General features: G+C 69.1%; 13 protein-coding genes and 4 pseudogenes. 7 read left to right on the top strand and 10 right to left on the bottom strand.

What is annotated here, in order from left to right; all coding sequences use genetic code 11:
- Positions 1-9: 9 nt before the first annotated feature.
- The 6 genes and pseudogenes from PKO50_RS20055 to gloB form a co-directional block, all read right to left on the bottom strand.
- On the bottom strand, positions 10-1626 hold the full coding sequence (locus PKO50_RS20055; RefSeq protein WP_275627030.1) for an ABC transporter ATP-binding protein: 1617 nt from the start codon (positions 1624-1626) through the stop codon (positions 10-12).
- Position 1627: 1 nt separating this feature from the next.
- On the bottom strand, positions 1628-2647 hold the full coding sequence (locus PKO50_RS20050) for an ABC transporter permease (RefSeq protein ID WP_109935487.1): 1020 nt from the start codon (positions 2645-2647) through the stop codon (positions 1628-1630).
- Positions 2648-2650: 3 nt separating this feature from the next.
- Positions 2651-3735: pseudogene (locus PKO50_RS20045) on the bottom strand (microcin C ABC transporter permease YejB).
- On the bottom strand, positions 3735-5558 hold the full coding sequence (locus PKO50_RS20040; protein WP_218281433.1) for an extracellular solute-binding protein: 1824 nt from the start codon (positions 5556-5558) through the stop codon (positions 3735-3737). Before PKO50_RS20040 ends, PKO50_RS20045 begins: the two are co-directional and overlap by 1 nt.
- Positions 5559-5977: 419 nt before the next feature.
- Entirely contained in the window at positions 5978-7588 is a 1611-nt protein-coding gene (locus PKO50_RS20035) for a LysM peptidoglycan-binding domain-containing protein (RefSeq protein WP_109937220.1), read from the bottom strand.
- Positions 7589-7667: 79 nt separating this feature from the next.
- Positions 7668-8447 (bottom strand): hydroxyacylglutathione hydrolase, encoded by a 780-nt coding sequence (gene gloB, locus PKO50_RS20030; RefSeq protein ID WP_275627029.1) that lies wholly within the window; start codon positions 8445-8447, stop codon positions 7668-7670.
- A 125-nt stretch (positions 8448-8572) separates the two neighbouring features.
- On the opposite strand from gloB, the gene PKO50_RS20025 reads away from it, so the two are divergent.
- From PKO50_RS20025 to dnaQ, 3 genes are all read left to right on the top strand, one after another.
- Positions 8573-9331, top strand: coding sequence for a methyltransferase domain-containing protein (locus tag PKO50_RS20025; protein ID WP_109937218.1), 759 nt, complete (start codon positions 8573-8575; stop codon positions 9329-9331).
- Positions 9332-9400: 69 nt separating this feature from the next.
- Complete coding sequence (rnhA, locus tag PKO50_RS20020; protein WP_109937217.1) at positions 9401-9847, top strand: ribonuclease HI; 447 nt, start codon at positions 9401-9403, stop codon at positions 9845-9847.
- A gap of 56 nt (positions 9848-9903) precedes the next feature.
- Complete coding sequence (gene dnaQ / locus PKO50_RS20015) at positions 9904-10641, top strand: DNA polymerase III subunit epsilon (RefSeq protein ID WP_275627028.1); 738 nt, start codon at positions 9904-9906, stop codon at positions 10639-10641.
- Positions 10642-10796: 155 nt separating this feature from the next.
- On the opposite strand, the gene glpK is transcribed toward dnaQ, so the two are convergent.
- Positions 10797-12311 carry a glycerol kinase GlpK gene (gene glpK, locus PKO50_RS20010; RefSeq protein ID WP_275630504.1) on the bottom strand — a complete coding sequence of 505 codons (1515 nt, stop codon included), beginning with the start codon at positions 12309-12311 and terminating at the stop codon, positions 10797-10799.
- Positions 12312-12472: 161 nt separating this feature from the next.
- On the opposite strand from glpK, the gene ybaK reads away from it, so the two are divergent.
- Positions 12473-12943 carry a Cys-tRNA(Pro) deacylase gene (gene ybaK / locus PKO50_RS20005; RefSeq protein WP_275627027.1) on the top strand — a complete coding sequence of 157 codons (471 nt, stop codon included), beginning with the start codon at positions 12473-12475 and terminating at the stop codon, positions 12941-12943.
- Positions 12944-13036: 93 nt separating this feature from the next.
- Positions 13037-13821, top strand: a pseudogene (locus PKO50_RS20000) (PhzF family phenazine biosynthesis protein).
- A gap of 121 nt (positions 13822-13942) precedes the next feature.
- Here PKO50_RS20000 and PKO50_RS19995 read toward each other — a convergent pair.
- Together PKO50_RS19995 and PKO50_RS19990 are read right to left on the bottom strand one after the other, a co-directional pair.
- Positions 13943-15277 (bottom strand): heavy metal sensor histidine kinase, encoded by a 1335-nt coding sequence (locus PKO50_RS19995; protein ID WP_275627026.1) that lies wholly within the window; start codon positions 15275-15277, stop codon positions 13943-13945.
- A complete protein-coding gene (locus PKO50_RS19990; RefSeq protein WP_089392016.1) occupies positions 15274-15954 on the bottom strand; it encodes a heavy metal response regulator transcription factor in 681 nt (226 codons plus the stop codon). Before PKO50_RS19990 ends, PKO50_RS19995 begins: the two co-directional genes overlap by 4 nt.
- Positions 15955-16104: 150 nt before the next feature.
- On the opposite strand from PKO50_RS19990, the gene PKO50_RS19985 reads away from it, so the two are divergent.
- On the top strand, positions 16105-16632 hold the full coding sequence (locus tag PKO50_RS19985; protein ID WP_275627025.1) for a cupredoxin family protein: 528 nt from the start codon (positions 16105-16107) through the stop codon (positions 16630-16632).
- A gap of 429 nt (positions 16633-17061) precedes the next feature.
- A pseudogene (gene queF / locus PKO50_RS19980) lies at positions 17062-17891 on the top strand (NADPH-dependent 7-cyano-7-deazaguanine reductase QueF).
- Between the two features lie 232 nt (positions 17892-18123).
- On the opposite strand, the pseudogene PKO50_RS19975 reads toward queF, so the two are convergent.
- A pseudogene (locus tag PKO50_RS19975) lies at positions 18124-18912 on the bottom strand (IclR family transcriptional regulator); the annotation flags it as partial.
- Positions 18913-18921 lie beyond the last annotated feature (9 nt).

Raw genomic sequence — 18921 nt, 5'->3', positions numbered from 1 at the left:
CCGTGCGGGTCATGCCTGGCTGGTGGCCGCCGGGACCATGAACGCGGCTTCCAGCAGCTGTTGGGTGTAGGGGTGGCTCGGCGCGGCGAAGATCGCCTCGGCCGGGCCCTGTTCCACCACCTTGCCCTGGCGGATGACCATCAGCTGGTGGCTGAGCGCCTTGACCACCGCCAGGTCGTGGCTGATGAACAGGTAGCTGAGGTTGTACTTGGCCTGCAGCTGGCGCAGCAGGTCGACCACCTGGCGCTGCACCGAGCGGTCCAGCGCCGAGGTCGGCTCGTCCAGCAGGATCAGCGCCGGCTTGAGCACCAGGGCGCGGGCGATGGCGATGCGCTGGCGCTGGCCGCCGGAGAATTCGTGGGGGTAGCGGTGGCGCGTCTCCGGGTCCAGGCCGACTTCCAGCAGCGCGTCGATGATCCGCTGCTCCTGTTCCTTCTCGTCGCAGATGCCGTGGATCTCCAGGCCCTCGCCGACGATCTGGCCCACCGACAGGCGCGGGCTGAGGCTGCCGTACGGGTCCTGGAAGACCACCTGCATCTCGCGGCGCAGCGGGCGCACCTCGGCCTGGTTCAGGGTGTCCAGGGCGTTGCCCTCGAAGCGGATGGCGCCGCGGCTGTCGATCAGCCGCAGGATGGCCAGGCCCAGGGTGGACTTGCCCGAGCCGCTTTCGCCGACGATGCCCAGGGTGTGCCCGCGCGGCAGGCTGAAGTCGATGCCATCCACCGCCTTGATGTGGTCCACGGTGCGGCGGAACACGCCTTTCTTGATCGGGAACCACACGCGCAGGTCCTGCACGCTCAGCAGCTCCGCGCCCGGCGGGTTGGCCGCCGGCGCGCCGCTGGGCTCGGCGCCGAGCAGCTCGCGGGTGTAGGGGTGCTGCGGGGCCTCGAACAATTGTTCGCAGTCGGCCTGCTCGACGATCCTGCCCTGCTGCATCACGCAGACGCGGTGGGCGATGCGCCGCACCAGGTTGAGGTCGTGGGTGATCAGCAGCAGCGCCATGCCCAGGCGCGCCTGCAGCTCGCCCAGCAGGTCGAGGATCTTCAGCTGCACGGTGACGTCCAGCGCCGTGGTCGGCTCGTCGGCGATCAGCAGCTCCGGCTCGTTGGCCAGGGCCATGGCGATCATCACCCGCTGCCGCTGGCCGCCGGAAAGCTCGTGGGGATAGGCCTTCAGGCGCGTGGCCGGGTCGGGGATGCCGACCAGGTCGAGCAGCTCGATGATGCGCGTGCGCGCCGCCTGGCCCTGCAGGCCCTTGTGCAGGGTGAGCACCTCGCCGATCTGCTTCTCCACGGTGTGCAGCGGGTTGAGCGAGGTCATGGGCTCCTGGAAGACCATGGCGATGCGGTTGCCGCGGATGCCGCGCAGCTTGCGTTCCGGCGCCTTGAGCAGGTCCAGCCCGGCGTAGCGCACGCTGCCGCTGGGGTGGCTGGCGGTGGGGTAGGGCAGCAGGCGCAGGATGGAGTTGGCGGTCACCGACTTGCCCGAGCCGCTTTCGCCGACCAGGGCGAGGGTCTCGCCGCGGCGGATGTCGAAGCTGACCTTGTCCACGGCATGGACGCATTCCTCGCCGCAGGCGAAGTCGACGGAAAGGTCGCGGACTTCGACCAGGTTGTCGTGGCTCATCTCACTTCCTCGGGTCGAAGGCATCGCGGGCGGCCTCGCCGATGAACACCAGCAGGCTGAGCATCAGCGCCAGCACCACGAAGGCGCTGATGCCCAGCCACGGCGCCTGCAGGTTGGACTTGCCCTGGGCGACCAGCTCGCCGAGCGACGGCGAGCCGGCGGGCAGGCCGAAGCCGAGGAAGTCCAGGGAGGTCAGGGTGGCGATGGCGCCGGTCAGGATGAACGGCATGAAGGTCAGGGTGGAGATCATCGCGTTGGGCAGGATGTGGCGGAACATGATCTTGCCGTTCTTCATGCCCAGGGCGCGGGCCGCGCGCACGTACTCCAGGTTGCGGCCGCGGAGGAACTCGGCGCGCACCACGTCCACCAGGCTCATCCAGGAGAACAGCAGCATGATGCCCAGCAGCCACCAGAAGTTCGGCTGCACGAAGCTGGCGAGGATGATCAGCAGGTAGAGCACCGGCAGGCCCGACCAGATTTCCAGGAAGCGCTGGCCGAGCAGGTCGACCCAGCCGCCATAGAAGCCCTGCAGGGCGCCCACCAGCACGCCGATCAGCGAGCTGAGCAGGGTCAGCACCAGGGCGAACAGCACCGAGACGCGGAAGCCGTAGATCACCCGGGCCAGCACGTCGCGGGCCTGGTCGTCGGTGCCCAGCAGGTTCTCCCGGCTCGGCGCCGAGGGCACCGGCACGCGCAGGTCGTAGTTGATGGAGTCGTAGCTGTAGGTGATCGGCGGCCAGAGCACCCAGGCGTCCTTCTCGGCCAACTGCTGGCGCATGTAGGGCGCCTTGTAGTTGCCTTCCAGGGGGAACTCGCCGCCGAACACGGTTTCCGGGTAGCGCTTGAGCACCGGGAAGTACCACTGGCCGTCGTAGTGCACCGCCAGCGGCTTGTCGTTGGCGATCAGCTCGGCGCCCAGGCTCAGCACGAACAGCGCGAGGAACAGCCACAGCGACCACCAACCGCGCTTGTTGGCCTTGAAGCGCGCCCAGCGGCGCTGGTTCATCGGGGACAGGCGCATCGCTTACTCCCGGTTCTCGAAGTCGATGCGCGGATCGACGAGGGTGTAGAGGACGTCGCTGACCAGCTTCATGATCAGGCCGAACAGCGTGAAGATGAACAGGGTGCCGAACACCACCGGGTAGTCGCGGTTGAGCGCCGACTCGAAGCTGAGCAGGCCCAGGCCGTCGAGGGAGAAGATCACCTCGATCAGCAGCGAGCCGGTGAAGAACACTCCCAGCAGCGCCGAGGGCAGGCCGGCGATGATCAGCAGCATGGCGTTGCGGAACACGTGGCCGTAGAGCACCTGGCGCTCGGTCAGGCCCTTGGCGCGGGCGGTGACCACGTACTGCTTGCCGATCTCGTCGAGGAAGCTGTTCTTGGTCAGCAGGGTGATGGTGGCGAAGTTGCCGATGACCAGGGCGGTGATCGGCAGGGCCAGGTGCCAGAAGTAGTCCTTGACCTTGCCGAAGGTGCTCAGCTCGTCGAAGTCGTTGGAGGTCAGCCCGCGCAACGGGAACCAGTCCCAGTAGCTGCCGCCGGCGAACAGCACCACCAGCAGGATGGCGAAGAGGAAGGCGGGGATGGCGTAGCCGATGATGATCGCCGAGCTGGTCCAGATGTCGAACTGGCTGCCGCTGCGCACTGCCTTGGCGATGCCCAGGGGATGGACACCAGGTACATGATCAGGGTGCTCCACAGCCCCAGGGAGATGGACACCGGCAGCTTCTCGATGATCAGGTCGGTGACCTTGGCGTCGCGGAAGAAGCTGCTGCCGAAGTCCAGGTGCACGTAGTTCTTGAGCATGATCCAGAAGCGCTCGGGCGCCGGCTTGTCGAAGCCGTACATGCGCTCGATCTCCTTGACCAGCTCCGGGTCCAGGCCCTGGCCGCCGCGGTAGTGCGAGCCGCCGGAGGAGGCCAGTTCGCCACCGGAGCCGGCGATGCGCCCGGTGGCCCCGCCGGCGGCGGCGTTGACGCCTTCGAGCTTGGCGATCATCTGGTCCACCGGCCCGCCGGGGGCGGCCTGGATGATGATGAAGTTGATCAGCAGGATGCCGAACAGCGTCGGCACGATCAGCAGCAGGCGGCGCAGGATGTAGGCGAGCATCAGGGGGTCTCCGGCGCCTGGGTCACGGCCTGGGTCGGCTCGGCCTTGCCGCGGGCCTGCCACCAGGTCATCAGCGCGTAGCTGTAGGGCGGCAGCTTCGCGGGGTGGGCGATGCGGTTCCAGTAGGCCAGGCGCCAGGTGTCCAGGTACCAGTTGGGCACCACGTAGTGGCCCCACTGCAGGGCGCGGTCCAGGGCGCGGGCGTGGCGCACCAGGGCTTCGCGGGAATCGGCCTTGATCAGGCCGTCCACCAGGGCGTCGATGGCCGGGTCGCGCAGGCCGATGAAGTTGCGGCTGCCGGGGTTGTCGGCGCTGGCCGAATGCCAGAACTCGCGCTGTTCGTTGCCCGGCGAGTTGGACTGCGGCCAGCTGGCGACCATCATGTCGAAGTCCCGCGAGCGCAGGCGGTTGATGTACTGGGAGATGTCCACCACGCGGATCTGCATGTCGATGCCCAGCTCGGCGAGGTTGCGCTTGTAGGGCAGCAGCACGCGCAGGAAGTCGGCCTGGACCAGCATGAATTCGAAGCTCAGCGGCTTGCCGTCGGGGCCGACCATGCGGTCGTCGACGATCCTGTAGCCGGCCTCCAGCAGCAGCTTGTAGGCCTTGCGCTTCTGCTCGCGGATGATGCCGCTGCCGTCGCTGACCGGCGGCTCGTAGACGCGCTCGAAGACCTGCGGCGGCAACTGGCCGCGCAGCGGTTCGAGGATCGCCAGCTCCTGGGCGTCGGGCAGTTCGTGGGCGGCCATCTCGGAGTTCTCGAAGAAGCTGCGGTCACGCTTGTAGGAGCCGAAGAACAGCTGCTTGTTGGTCCACTCGAAGTCGAACAGCAGGCTGATGGCCTCGCGCACCCGCGCGTCCTGGAACACCGGGCGGCGGATGTTGAAGGCGAAGCCCTGCATGCCCCAGGGGTTGTCGTTGTGCAATTCCTGGCGGACGATGCGGCCGTCGCGCACCGCCGGCGAGTCGTAGGCGGTGGCCCAGTTCTTCGCGATGCGCTCCTCGTTGAAGTCGAACTGCCCGGCCTTGAAGGCCTCCAGGGCCACGGTCAGGTCGCGGTAGGAATCCACCACCACGGCGTCGAAGTTGTTGAAGCCACGGTTCACCGGCAGGTCCCTGGCCCAGTAGTCCTTGACCCGCTCGTAGCGGATCGAGCGGCCCGGGTCGACCTTGGCGACGCGGTAGGGGCCGCTGCCCAGCGGCGGCTCCAGGCTGGTCTTGGCGAAGTCGCGGCTGGCCCACCAGTGCTTGGGCAGGATCTGCAGCTGGCCGAGGATCAGCGGCAGCTCGCGGTTGCCCGGGCGCTTGAAGTCGAAGCGCACGCGCAGCTTGTCCTCGGCCACCACCTTGTCGACGTCCGCGTAGTAGTTGCGGTACATCGGGTCGCCCTGCTTGACCAGGGTCTGGAAGGTGAACACCACGTCCTCGGCGGTGACCGGCGTGCCGTCCTGGAAGCGTGCCTGCGGGCGCAGGTAGAAGCGCACGAAGCGCTGCTCGGGGTCCTTCTCGATCTTCTCGGCGAGCAGGCCGTATTCGGTGAAGGGCTCGTCCAGGGAATGGAAGGTCAGGGTGTCGTAGACCAGGCTGATCTGCGAGGCCGGGTTGCCCTTGGGAATGAACGGGTTGAGGCTGTCGAAGCCGCCGGTGTCGGAGAGCCGCAGGGTGCCGCCCTTGGGCGCGTCGGGGTTGACGAAGTCGAAGTGGCGGTAGTCGGCCGGGTATTTCGGCGCCTCGTCGTAGAGGGTGATGGCATGTTGCGGCGCGGCCTGCAGGCCGGCGCCCAGGCCGAGCAGGCCGAGCAGGAGGAGGGCGCGCAGCTTCATCGACGGCGCTCCGCCGCCGTTCCGGTGGTGGGAGCGGGTGCGGGGCGAGGGGCGCTGGTCGACAGTCTGGGCATGGTCTGCTCGTAGGTCCGTTCGGGCTGGCATCGTTTGTACTGGTTGCGGCCCGTCCCGTGCAAGGGGGCGGGCCCCGGGAAGCCTGGCGGAGCGCCGGCGCCGCCGGCTTTTCGACAGGCATTCCAGGCGGTCACGGTAACAGCTTGTATTGCGGGGAAAAAGCTCGGGCCGGAAGCTTAGGCCGTGCTTTGGGGGGAAAGTTGCCGGGGGCGGGCGGCTCCGTGCTCGGCGCCGAGGGGGCAAGGTCAAACGGCGGATAACGCCGTAGGCGTTATGCGCCCTACGCCAAGGCATGGACGTAGGGCGAATAACCGTTCGCGGTTATCCGCCGTTACACCGTGGAATCAACGGCTGGCGGTGTCGAGGTAGAGCGTCAGGGTCTGCCCGGGCTTGAGCGCGTGGGCGCTGCTGCGCGGGTTCCAGCGCTTGATGTGCTGCATCTCGACGTTGAAGCGCTTGGCGATCAGGTACATGGAATCGCCCTGCTTGACCTTGTAGTAGGTCGCCGCTTCCTGCGCCTGCTGCTGCTTGGCCTTGCCGCTGGCGCCGCTGCGGGCCGCCAGCTGGGTGGCGCCTTGCAGCTTGAGCACCTGGCCGGGCTTGACGCCGTGGCTGTCCAGGCCGTTCCAGCGCTTCAGGTCGTCGACGCCGACGCCGGTGGCGCGGGCGATCTGCCAGAGGTTGTCGCCACGCTTGACCTTGTAGCTGCGGGTGGCGTTGGCCAGGCTGGGCGCCTTGGGCGCGTCGGCCTTGGCCACCTGGCGCGCGGGCTCCAGTTCCGGCATGCGGCTGCCCTTGGCGGGGATCAGCAGCGCCTGGCCGTTGCGCACGCGGTTGGAGCTCAGGCGGTTGCTGCTCTTGAGCTCGGCCACGGTGATGCCGTGCTTGGCCGCGATGCTGCGCAGGCTGTCGCCGCGGCGCACCTTGTACTGCTTCCAGCTCACCAGGTCCTGGGGCTGCAGGGAGGCGAGGCCGGCCTTGAGCCGCTCGACCTTCTCCTTGGGCACCAGCAACTGCTGCGGGCCGTCCATGGTGATACGGCGCTTGAAGGCCGGGTTGAGCAGGTACAGCTCGTCCTCGTCGAGTTCGGCCAGCGCCGCGACGCGCGACAGGTCCAGGCCGGGCTTGACCTTCACCGCGGCGAAGTAGGATTCGTTGGCGATGGGGTTGAGGTTGATGCCGTAGGCTTCCGGCGACATCACCAGCTGCGACAGGGCCAGCAGCTTGGGCACGTAGTCCTGGGTTTCCTGGGGCAGCGGCAGGTTCCAGTAGTCGGTCGGCAGGCCGAGCTTCTGGTTGCGCTCGATGGCGCGGCTGACGGTGCCTTCGCCGGCGTTGTAGGCGGCCAGGGCCAGCAGCCAGTCGCCGTTGAACATGTCGTGCAGGCGGTTCAGGTAGGTCAGCGCCGCGTTGGTCGAGGCCTTGATGTCGCGGCGGCCGTCGTACCAGCTGGTCTGGCGCAGGTTGAAGTGGGTGCCGGTGGTGGGGATGAACTGCCACAGGCCCACCGCCTGGGCGCGGGACACGGCGAGGGGGTTGTAGGCGCTCTCGATCATCGGCAGCAGCGCCAGTTCCAGCGGCATCTGCCGTTCTTCCAGGCGCTCCACCACGTAGTGCATGTAGGGGCTGCCGCGCTCGGAGGCCTGCTCGATGAAGGCATGGTTGCCGACGAACCACAGGCGCTGGCGTTCGATGCGCGGATTGGTGTCGGTGGCGTCGGCCTGCAGCTGGAAGCCGTGGCGCATGCGCTGCCAGATGTCGCTGTCGGCGTAGGCCGGGTTGAACTGTACGTCCACCGCGCGGCTGGCGGCGGGGCGGTAGGTCAGGGCGTCCTGGCCGGTGCCGTGCTGGCTGGTCTGGCAACCGGCGAGGGCGCCGGCGCCGAGCAGGACGGAGACTCGTATGGCACGGGCCAATGCGTCTAGATCGCTGGTCTTACTGGTCTTTGGCGGCATTGGCGGATGACTTTGTCCAGGGTAAAAATTTCGGGGATTCTAGAAACCACACCGGACGTGGTCAAGATTTCGCCAGACCTTAGAATTTATCTTTCCATTGCCGAATGACCGCAAAAACCTCTGCGGGGCTGGCTATCGGCCCGCCGTTCCGCTCGTCGGCGGCTTTTTTCACGCTGCTTTCCGAGGTGCGCAGGAAGGGGTTGGTGGCTCGCTCCAGGGCGATGCTGGAGGGCAGGCTGATGCGGCCCTGTTCGCGCCAGGCGCTGACCTCGTCGAAGCGCGCGGCCAGCTCGGCGTTGTTGGGCTCCACCGCGCGGGCGAAGCGCAGGTTGCCCAGGGTGTATTCGTGGGCGCAGTACACGCCGGTGGCGCCCGGCAGCGCGGCGAGGCGGCCCAGGGAAGCGTGCATCTGCGCCGGGGTGCCCTCGAACAGGCGGCCGCAGCCGCCGGCGAACAGGGTGTCGCCGCAGAACAGCAGGGGCGCGTCGGCGTCGGCGTGGTAGTAGGCGATGTGCCCGAGGGTATGGCCGGGCACCTCGATCACCTCGAAGCCCAGGCCCAGCACCTGGACCTGGTCGCCGTCGCGCAGCGCCTGGTCGATGGCCGGGATGCGCTCGCCGGCCGGGCCCAGCACGCGGGCGCCGCTGGCCTGTTTCAGGCGCGCCACGCCGCCGACGTGGTCCTGGTGGTGGTGGGTGACCAGGATGTCGGTCAGGCGCCAGCCCGGGTGCGCGGCCAGCCAGGCCTCGACCGGCGCGGCGTCGCCCGGGTCGACCACCGCGCAGGTCTGCGTGGTCACATCCTGCAACAGCCAGATGTAGTTATCGGAAAAGGCGGGCAGCGCGTCGATCTGTATCATGGCCGGATGTCGCTAAGCGGAATAGGTTGGCGCATAGTAGTGCGAATGTGCCGTCCTGTGTTCGCCGAAGGGCGTCGCCCGCCTTCCCGGCGGCGGCAGCCAACCTGTTTCAGGGGGTGGTGAGAATGGAACGAGAAGCCTTCGCCCAGGCCGATGCCGACTGGCTGGAGCTGATCGCCGAGGCGCGCGACTGGTTCGCCGGGCCGCTGGGCGCGATGATGCTGGCCGAGGAGCAGCGCCTGCTCTGCGACGAGCTGCAGCGCTACTTCGGCGGTTACCTGGTGCACTACGGCCCGCACGCCGAGCTGCCGGAGAGCACCGGCAACATCCAGCGCGGCGTGCGCCTGGGGCCGCCGCTGCCGGGCGTGGAGATCGCCTGCGACGAATGCGCCTGGCCGCTGGGCGAGCACGCCGCCGACGTGGTGCTGCTGCAGCACGGCCTGGACTTCTGCCTGTCGCCGCACCGCCTGCTGCGCGAGGCCGCGCGCAGCGTGCGGCCCGGCGGGCACCTGCTGGTGATCGGCGTCAACCCGCGCAGCGCCTGGGGCCTGCGGCACTATTTCGCCTCCGACGGCCTGGGCCGGGCGCGCTGCATTTCCCCCGGGCGGGTCTGCGACTGGCTCAACCTGCTGGGCTTCGCGCTGGAGAAACGCCGCTTCGGGTGCTATCGTCCGCCGCTTGCCTCGGCTGCCTGGCAGGCGCGTCTGCAACGCCTGGAGAACTGGGACAAGGGCCTGAAGGGCGCCGGCGCCGGCTTCTACCTGCTGGTGGCGCGCAAGCTGGTGGTCGGCCTGCGGCCGTTGCGCCAGGCCCGCCGCGAGGCCCGCGGCCAACTGGTGCCGCTGCCGGTGGCCAAGGTCAGCCGGCGGGATTCCGAAATCTAGCGACGGCCCTCGCCAGTCCCTCGTGCCACCTTCCCGGGGCGGGACGCCGCGGGCCGTACTGAAGGTGATATGAGCGAAGAAGAGAAGGTCGTCATCTATACCGACGGCGCCTGCAAGGGCAACCCCGGCCGCGGTGGCTGGGGCGCTGTGCTGTTCTACAAGGGCGCCGAGCGCGAACTCTGGGGCGGCGAGCCGGAGACCACCAACAACCGCATGGAACTGACGGCGGCCATCATGGCCCTGGCGGCGCTCAAGCGGTCCTGCGAGATCCGCCTGGTCACCGACTCCGAGTACGTGATGAAAGGCATCAAGGAATGGCTGCCGAACTGGAAGAAGCGCGGCTGGAAGACCGCTGCCAAGCAGCCGGTGAAGAATGCCGACCTGTGGCAGGCGCTGGACGAGCAGGTCAACCGGCATAATGTCGAGTGGCAGTGGGTGCGCGGCCACACCGGGCACCCCGGCAACGAGCGCGCCGACATGCTCGCCAACCGTGGCGTCGCCGAACTGCCGCGCTGAATATTGCAACGGGCGCCCGCGGGCGCCCTCCCTGGTCAAAGCAACAAGGTCACGAAATGCGCAGCGTCGTACTGGATACCGAAACCACCGGCATGCCGGTCACCGATGGCCACCGGATCATCGAGATCGGCTGCGTCGAGCTGGAAGGCCGCCGCCTCACCGGCCGCCACTTCCACGTCTACCTGCAGCCCGACCGCGAGATCGACGAAGGCGCCATCGCGGTCCACGGCATCACCAACGAACACCTCAAGGACAAGCCGCGCTTCCGCGAGGTGGCCGACGAGTTCTTCGAGTTCATCAAAGGCGCCCAGCTGATCATCCACAACGCGGCGTTCGACATCGGCTTCATCAACAACGAGTTCGCCCTGCTGGGGCAGAGCGAGCGCACCGACGTCGCCGACTACTGCTCGGTGCTCGACACCCTGATGATGGCCCGCGAGCGCCACCCGGGGCAGCGCAACAACCTCGATGCCCTGTGCAAGCGCTACGGCGTCGACAACTCCGGCCGCGACCTGCACGGCGCACTGCTCGACGCCGAGATCCTCGCCGACGTCTACCTGGCGATGACCGGGGGCCAGACCAGCCTGTCGCTGGCCGGCCAGGGCGCCGAGGGTGACGGCAGCGGCCGCCCGCAGGCCAGCCCGATCCGCCGCCTGGCGGCCGGCCGCGCGCTGACCCGGGTGATCCGCGCCAGCGAAGAGGAACTGGCGGCGCACGCCGCGCGCCTCGCCGCAGTGGAGAAGTCCGCCGGCGCCCCCTCGCTATGGGCACAACTGGAAGCCCCTGAGGCGTAGGGCGAATAACCGTTCGCGGTTATCCGCCGCCTGACCTTGGCCCGGGGCGCCGCGGTTTCGAACCCGGAGCCCCTGTCTCGGGCGCTCCGGTCCCGACCTGCGGACCCGGGCACATCGGCGTACAACCGCGAACGGTTGTACGCCCTACGTCGGTTTCAATCCTCCGCCGCCCACCCCCGGGTGCGTTCCACCGCCTTCTTCCAGCCCGCATACAGCCGCTCGCGCTCGGCCGCCTCGCAGTGGGGCTGGAACACCCGCTCGATCACCGCCTTGCCCTTCAGCTCGTCCAGGCTCTGCCAGAAGCCGCTGGCCAGCCCCGCCAGCACGGCGGCGCCCAGGGCCGTGGTCTCGCGCATCTGCGGGCGTTCCACCGGGGTGCCGAGGATGTCGGCCTGGAACTGCATGAGGAAGTTGTTGGCCACCGCGCCGCCGTCCACGCGCAGGGCGCGCAGCGGTTCGCCGGCGTCCTGCTGCATGGCGTCGAGCACGTCGCGGGTCTGGTAGGCGATGGATTCCAGGGTGGCGCGGATCAGGTGGTCGGCCTTGACCCCGCGGGTCAGGCCGAACAGCGCGCCGCGGGCGTACGGGTCCCAGTAGGGCGCGCCCAGGCCGGTGAAGGCCGGCACCAGGTAGACGCCGTTGCTGTCCTTGACCTTGCTGGCGAAGTACTCGGAATCGTGGGCGTCGTTGATCACCTTCAGCTCGTCGCGCAGCCACTGCACCGTGGAGCCGCCGTTGAACACCGCGCCTTCCAGGGCGTACTGCGGCTCGCCGCGGGGCCCGCAGGCGATAGTGGTGAGCAGGCCGTGGGTGGACTTCACCGCCTTGGCGCCGGTGTGCATCAGCAGGAAGCAGCCGGTGCCGTAGGTGTTCTTCGCCTGGCCGGGCTCCACGCAGAGCTGGCCGAACAGCGCGGCCTGCTGGTCGCCGGCGATCCCGGCGATGGGCGTGCGGTGCACGCCCAGGCCGCCGACCCTGGCGTGGCCGAACACCCCGGAGGAAGCCTGGACCTTCGGCAGCATGGCCCGGGGGATGTCCAGGGCGGCCAGCAGGCGGTCGTCCCAGTCGCGCTTGTGGATGTCGAACAGCAGGGTGCGCGAGGCGTTGGTGTAGTCGGTGACGTGCACCTCGCCCTCGGTGAGCTTCCACACCAGCCAGCTGTCCACGGTGCCGAACAGCAGTTCGCCGCGGCGGGCGCGCTCGCGGGCGCCGTCGACCTGGTCGAGGATCCACTTCAGCTTGGTGCCGGAGAAGTAGGGGTCGATGACCAGCCCGGTGGTGTCGCGGATGTAGGGCTCCAGGCCGTCGGCGCGCAGCTGCTCGCAGATGCCCGCGCTGCGCCGGCACTGCCAGACGATGGCGTTGTGGATCGGCCGGCCGGTGGCCTTGTCCCACACCACCGTGGTCTCGCGCTGGTTGGTGATGCCGATGGCGGCCACCTCGCCGAAGCCGATGCTGGCCTGGGCCAGGGCCTCGACCAGGGTGGAGCTCTGGGTGGCCCAGATTTCCATGGGGTCGTGCTCGACCCAGCCGGCCTGGGGGTAGATCTGCGCGAACTCGCGCTGCGCCACGCTGACCACGTTGGCGTCGCGGTCGAAGATGATGGCGCGGGAGCTGGTGGTGCCCTGGTCGAGGGCGACGATGTATTTCTTGTTCTGGCTGTCGGTCATGACGTTGGCCTTGTGCTGCATCCGGCAGAGCCCGGGTCGTCTGCGACCTTAGGCCATTCCGCGCGCCGGGTGAAGGGCCGTGCGCGCAGGCGGCGGTGGCGGATTCGGCCGCCGGCCCTTGCTATGCTTGGGCATCGTTCACGGACAGACCCCGGACCGTCATGACCCCCGCCATCGACCTGCTGAAGAAGGCCCGCGCCGAGCACCGCGTGCTGAGCTACGAACACGACCCCAAGGCGCCGTCCTATGGCCTGGAAGCCGCCGAGAAGCTCGGCCTGGAGCCGGCGCGGGTGTTCAAGACGCTGCTCGCCGCCACCGAGAAGGGCGAGCTGCTGGTGGCCGTGGTGCCGGTGGCCGGCAGCCTCGACCTGAAGGCCCTGGCCCACGCCGCCGGGGCCAAGAAGGCCGACATGGCCGACCCCGGCGCCGCCCAGCGCGCCACTGGCTACCTGGTCGGCGGCATCAGCCCGCTGGGGCAGAAGAAGCACCTGCGCACCTTCATCGACGAGTCCGCCCGGCAGTACCCGAGCATCCACGTCAGCGCCGGACGCCGCGGCCTGGAGGTGGAGCTGAGCGCCGAGACCCTGGCCGGGCTGACCGCGGCCAGCTTCGCCGCCATCGGCCGGGCCTGAGGGCGCGACTGTGCCGATGCGAAAGTCGCACACTGTATAGCAGCGCCGAGCGTGCGGGGCGGCATGCTGGAACCCCACTCAAAGGAGAACGCCATGCAGCTCGAATTCCACCAGGTCGATGCCTTCACCCACCGTCCGTTCGCCGGCAACCCGGCGATGGTCTACCGCCTGGACGCCTGGCTGGCCGACGAGCTGATGCAGAACATCGCCGCCGAGCACAACCTGTCCGAGACCGCCTTCCTGGTCCGCGAGGCCGATGGCTGGCGCATCCGCTGGTTCACCCCGACGGCCGAGGTGCCGCTGTGCGGCCACGCCACCCTGGCCAGCGCCCACGTGCTGTTCGAGGTGTTCGGCGAGCCGGGCGAGCGTCTGGAGCTGAACTCGCTGTCCGGCCCGCTGCGGGTGTACCGCGAGGACCAGCGCCTGGCCCTGGACTTCCCGGCGCAGCCGCCCCGCGAGGCGGGCAGCACCGTGGAGCTGGAGCAGGCCCTGGGCCTGCCGGTGGTCGACGCGCTCAGCACCACGGCGCACCTGATGGTGCTGCTGGAGTCGGAGGAAGCGGTGCGCGCCTGCAAGCCGGACTTCGTCGCCCTGGCCCGGCTGCCGTACCTGGGGGTGATCGTTACCGCGCGGGGGAGGGCGACCACGATTTCGTCTCGCGCTTCTTCGCCCCGGCCATCGGCATCAACGAGGACCCGGTGACCGGCGCCGCCCACTGCTGCCTGATCCCCTACTGGTCGCAGCGCCTGAGCAAGCTGCAGCTGCGCGCCTTCCAGTGCTCGGCCCGCGGCGGCGAGCTGTGGTGCCGGCTGGAGGGCGACCGCGTGCGCATCGCCGGCCAGGCGCGGCTGGTGGCGAGCGGGCGGCTGGTGATCTGAAGCACGCCGCCATGCCATGGGGGAACGGCGGATAACCGCGAACGGTTATTCGCCCTACGTTGCGGGTGGGGTTGGCGTAGGGCGAATAACGCTCCGCGTTATCCGCCGCCTGGCCGTGGCCCTATGCTTCCGGCAATTCGATGACGAAGCGCGTCCAGCCGTTGTCGGATTCGGCGCGGATGCCGCCGCCGTGGGCCTGGACGATGGAGCGGCAGATCGCCAGGCCGAGCCCGGCGTGCACGCCCTGGCCCTCGCGCTGGGCCGGTTCGCGGTGGTGGAAGCGGTCGAACAGCCGCGGCAGCTGCTCGGCGGGGATGGCCGGGCCCTGGTTCTCCACGCTGACCTGGCCGGGCCGCAGGCGCACGCGGATGGCGCCGCCGGCGGGGGTGAAGCGCAGGGCGTTGTCCAGCAGGTTGGCCAGCACCCGGCGCAGCATGCCGCGGTCGCCGAGTACACGTGCCTGGCCCTCGCGCTCCAGGCGGACACCCTGGTCTTCGGCCAGTGGCGCATAGAACTCCAGCAGGGCATCCACTTCCCCGGCCAGGTCCAGGCTGTCGCGCCCGGGGGCCAGCAGGCCGTGGTCGGCCTTGGCCAGCAACAGCATGTCGTTGACCATGGCGGTCAGCCGCTGCAGTTCCTCCAGGTTGCCGTGCAGCGCCTCGCGGTAGTCGTCCTCGCCGCGCGGGCGCGACAGCACCACCTGGGTCTGCGTCAGCAGCGCGGTGAGCGGCGTGCGCAGCTCGTGGGCGATGTCTGCGGAGAACGCCGACAGGCGCTGGAAGGCTTCTTCCAGGCGTGCCAGCATGGCGTTCAGCTCGCTGGCCAGGCCGCGCAGTTCCGCGGGCAGGCGGCTGGCGTCCAGGCGCGTGGTCAGCGACTGCGCCGACACCTGTGCCGCCACCTCGCGCATGCGCCGCAGCGGGCGCAGGCTGGCGCGGGTGGCCCAGGCGCCGAGCAGCGCGGTGGCCAGGGCGGAGAGGCCCATGGTCAGCCAGATCAGCTGCTGCATGCGGCCGAGGAAGTGCTGGTGGTGGGTGATGTCCAGCACCAGGGTCAGCTGGCGCCCGGCGGGCTCGGCCGGGTCCAGCGGCACGCGCGTCTCGCGGTAGGCGGGTGGTTCGCCCATGCCTTCCATGCCGCTGCTCATGCGCGGCGGCTCGTCCAGCCAGCGCTGGCCGTCGGCGCCCTCCAGGCGCAGGCCCAGGTCCGGGTGGCGCGTCAGTTCGTGCTCCAGTGTTTCGCGTTGCGCAGTCAGGCCGGAGGGATCGCGCACCGGGCCGAGCAGTTCGCGGAAGAACGGCAGGCGGCCAGCCATCACCTGGCGGTCCAGCTCGACGAAGTGCGCCTCGCTGGCGCGGCTGAACACCACCCCGGCGATCAGCGACACAGCCGCGGTGCAGGCGGCGAACAGCAGGCTCAGGCGGACGCCCAGCGAAACCCGCGCGGCGGCGCTCACGGCGCCCGCTCTTCGAGCACGTAGCCCATGCCGCGCACGGTATGGATCAGGCGCTGCGGGAAGTCGTCGTCGACCTTGGCGCGCAGGCGGCGGATGGCCACCTCGATGACGTTGGTGTCGCTGTCGAAGTTCATGTCCCAGACCTGGGAGGCGATCAGCGACTTGGGCAGCACCTCGCCGTGGCGGCGCAACAGCAGTTCCAGCAGGGCGAACTCCTTGGCGGTCAGCTCGATGCGCCTGCCGCCGCGCTGCACCCGGCGGCGCAGCAGGTCCAGCTCCAGGTCGGCCAGTTGCAGCACGGTCTCCTGCAGCTGCTGGCCACCGCGGCGCAGCAGGGTGCGCACGCGGGCCAGCAGTTCGACGAAGGCGAAGGGCTTGACCAGGTAGTCGTCGGCGCCCTGTTCCAGGCCGCGCACGCGGTCCTCCACGGCGTCGCGGGCGGTGAGGAACAGCACCGGCAGGGCCAGGCCGGCCTGGCGCACGGCGCGGAGGATCTGCCAGCCGTCGCGGCCGGGCAGCATGACGTCGAGGATCGCCAGGTCGTAGTCGCCGGACAGCGCCAGCTGCTCGCCCTCGGCGCCGTCGCCGCAGAGGTCCACGGCATAGCCGGCCTCGCTCAGGCCCTGGCGCAGGTACTGGCCGATGCGGGGTTCGTCTTCGACGATCAGCAGTTTCAAGGTGGATGGCCTCCGTGGCGGGAATGCCGGTCATTGTATCCAGCGCTGCCGGTGACGCTGCCAAGCTGACACAACTGTAATCTTCCCGACAGCCAACCGGCAGGTGGCCGGCGGCAACATGGGGGCAATCATCTGCAAGAGGTCCGCATCATGCGTACACGCCAGCTATTCAACGCCGCCATCCTCGGCCTCGTCGCCGCCTTCGCCCTGCCAGCCCTGGCCGATGCCGGCCACGGTCACGGGTACGACTTCGGCAAGCCGGCCGAGGCCACCCGGGCCACCCGCAGCGTCGAGGTCACCCTGGGCGAGATGTACTTCGAACCCAAGTCGCTGCAGGTGAAGGCCGGCGAGACGGTGCGCTTCGTCATCCACAACAAGGGCAGCCTGCTGCACGAGTTCAACCTCGGCAACGCTGCCATGCACGCCGAGCACCAGAAGGAAATGCAGCAGATGCAGGCGATGGGCATGCTCACGCCCACCGGCATGAGCCACGGCATGGCCGGCATGGACCATTCGAAGATGATGAAGCACGACGACCCCAACAGCGTGCTGGTGGAGCCGGGCAAGACCGCCGAGCTGACCTGGACCTTCACCAGGGCCACGGAGCTGGAGTTCGCCTGCAACATCCCCGGCCACTACCAGGCCGGCATGGTCGGTCGCCTGACCGTCGAGCCCTGAGCGCTGGCGCAATCGGAGATAAATCAGCCCTCGTAGGAGCACGCCCTGCCCGCGATTCGCGCGCAGGGCGCGCTCCTACGGGAAGCCGTGCTCGCCTGCAACGTAGGAGCAACTGTCTATTGGCTTTCCGCGTTCGCGGGAATGATGGGGTATGAGGATGGCGCCTGGCCTCGACGCCGCTCAGGACAGCCCCCTCTCCCGCTTGCGGGAGAGGGGGCTGTTCGTAGGGCATCGGAGTCCCGGTCAACGGCGTATAACCGCGAACGGTTATACGCCCTGCGTGCAGGAGGACTCCGTCCGCGATCCGCTCCGAGGTCGCCAGCCGTCACGAAGGCATCCCGCGCCTGCTGAAACCACCGGGGCATTTGTATACACTTGCCCGGCCCGCCACCCCGGCGGGCGCCGACACGATTTCCGCAGGCCCATTCCATGCAGCACCCCGCCGAACATTCCCCGCTGGGCAAGTCCAGCGAATACGTCTCCACCTACGCGCCGGAGCTGCTGTTCCCCATCAGCCGCGCCACCAAGTGGGCCGAGCTAGGCCTGGACGGCGCCAACCTGCCGTACCGCGGCGTGGACATCTGGAACTGCTACGAGCTGTCCTGGCTCACCCCTGGCGGCAAGCCGATGGTGGCCATCGGCGAGTTCGCCATCCCGGCGCAGTCGCCGAACATCATCGAGTCCAAGTCCTTCAAGCTCTACCTCAATTCGCTGAACCAGAGCGCCTTCGATAGCCGCGAGGCGCTGCGGGCGGTGCTGGAGCGCGACCTGTCCGCCGCCGCCGGCGCGCCGGTGGGCGTGCGCCTGCGCAGCCTGGACGAAGTGGCGGAGGAGGGCGTGGCCATTCTGCCCGGCCAGTGCATCGACGACCTCGACATCGCCGTGGACGGCTACGACCACCCGCGCCCGGAGCTGCTGCGCTGCGACGACGCGCGGCGGGTGGACGAGGTGCTCTACAGCCACCTGCTGAAGTCCAACTGCCCGGTCACCGGCCAGCCGGACTGGGGCACCCTGGTGGTGGACTACGCCGGCCCGGCCCTGGACCCCGCCAGCCTGCTGGCCTACGTGGTTTCCTTCCGCCAGCACCAGGACTTCCACGAGCAGTGCGTGGAACGCATCTACCTGGACCTGCAGCGCCTGCTGCAGCCCAGCCGCCTGACGGTCTATGCGCGCTACGTGCGCCGCGGGGGCTGGATATCAACCCCTACCGCAGCAGCGGGGAGATCACGCCGGACAACCGGCGGCTGGTGCGGCAGTAACGTTAGCCCCGAACGCGTGGCGCGGCTTCATCGCGGACGGAGTCCGCTCCTACGGTTCCAGGGACGCACGGTCGTAGGGCGGATAACCGTTCGCGGTTATCCGCCGTTGTCCGGAGCGCCGGTGCCGACGGTAACGGCGGATAACGCCATAGGCGTTATGCGCCCTACGAAAACCGGGAATACCTTTCCAAATACTGAATGGCATTCTGATTCTACGCCTTTCGACCCCCGCCCTGGGGAACAGGGCGCGGCCGACGAAGCGGGCGGTGTCGTGCAGGTTGATGCCGATGCCTTCCAGTTCCTCCTGGCGGTGCTGGGCGCTGATGCCGATGGCGGAAATGACGAAGCGCGGCTGGTGGTCGTGGTCGGTGACGGCGCTGGCGACCATGCTCACGCCGCGGTACAGGTGGTCGCGGTCCATGCTCCAGCCGCGCGCCAGGGCCTCGGCGGCGTCGGCCTGGAACTGCTCGAAGCTCGGCGGGTTCTCCCAGCGCACCCGCGACAGGCGCCGGCGCAGCTCGTCCGCCGGTAGCTGGCGGAGGCCGGCGATGCAGCGCCCGGCGGCGCCCACCAGCTCCGGCAGGCGCGTGCCGAGCGCGACGTTGACGTGGGCGATGGGCGGCGCGGCGCGGGCGACCACGCGGATGTGCGCGTCGTCGGTGACCTGCCACAGCGCCACCAGGATGTTGTGGTTGAGGCTCAGGCGCTCCAGTTCCGGCTGGATCAGGTCGGCGTAGCTGCGGCCGATGAAGCTCACCGCCAGTTCCGACAGGCCCAGGCCCAGCTGGTAGGTCTTGGTCTCGTTGTCGAACGAGGCCAGCTGCTCGTTGTGCAGCGTGCGCAGGATGTTGAAGGCGCTGCTGGGGCTGATGCCGGTGGCGCGGGCGATGGCGGCCACGCCTTCGGGGGCTTCGGCGTGGGCCAGGTGGCGGAGGATCTGAATAGCGTTCACCACGGCCCCTACGTCCTTGGTGCTGGAGCTCTTCGTATTGGCTTCCGGTACGGTTTCTTTGTTTTTCATATTCACTAT

Source organism: Pseudomonas sp. 273 (assembly GCF_029201425.1).
In the GTDB taxonomy this organism is placed as follows: domain Bacteria; phylum Pseudomonadota; class Gammaproteobacteria; order Pseudomonadales; family Pseudomonadaceae; genus Pseudomonas; species Pseudomonas delhiensis.
The sequence above is the reverse complement of the archived record's forward strand: the minus strand, read 5'-3'. Positions and strand labels throughout refer to the sequence as shown.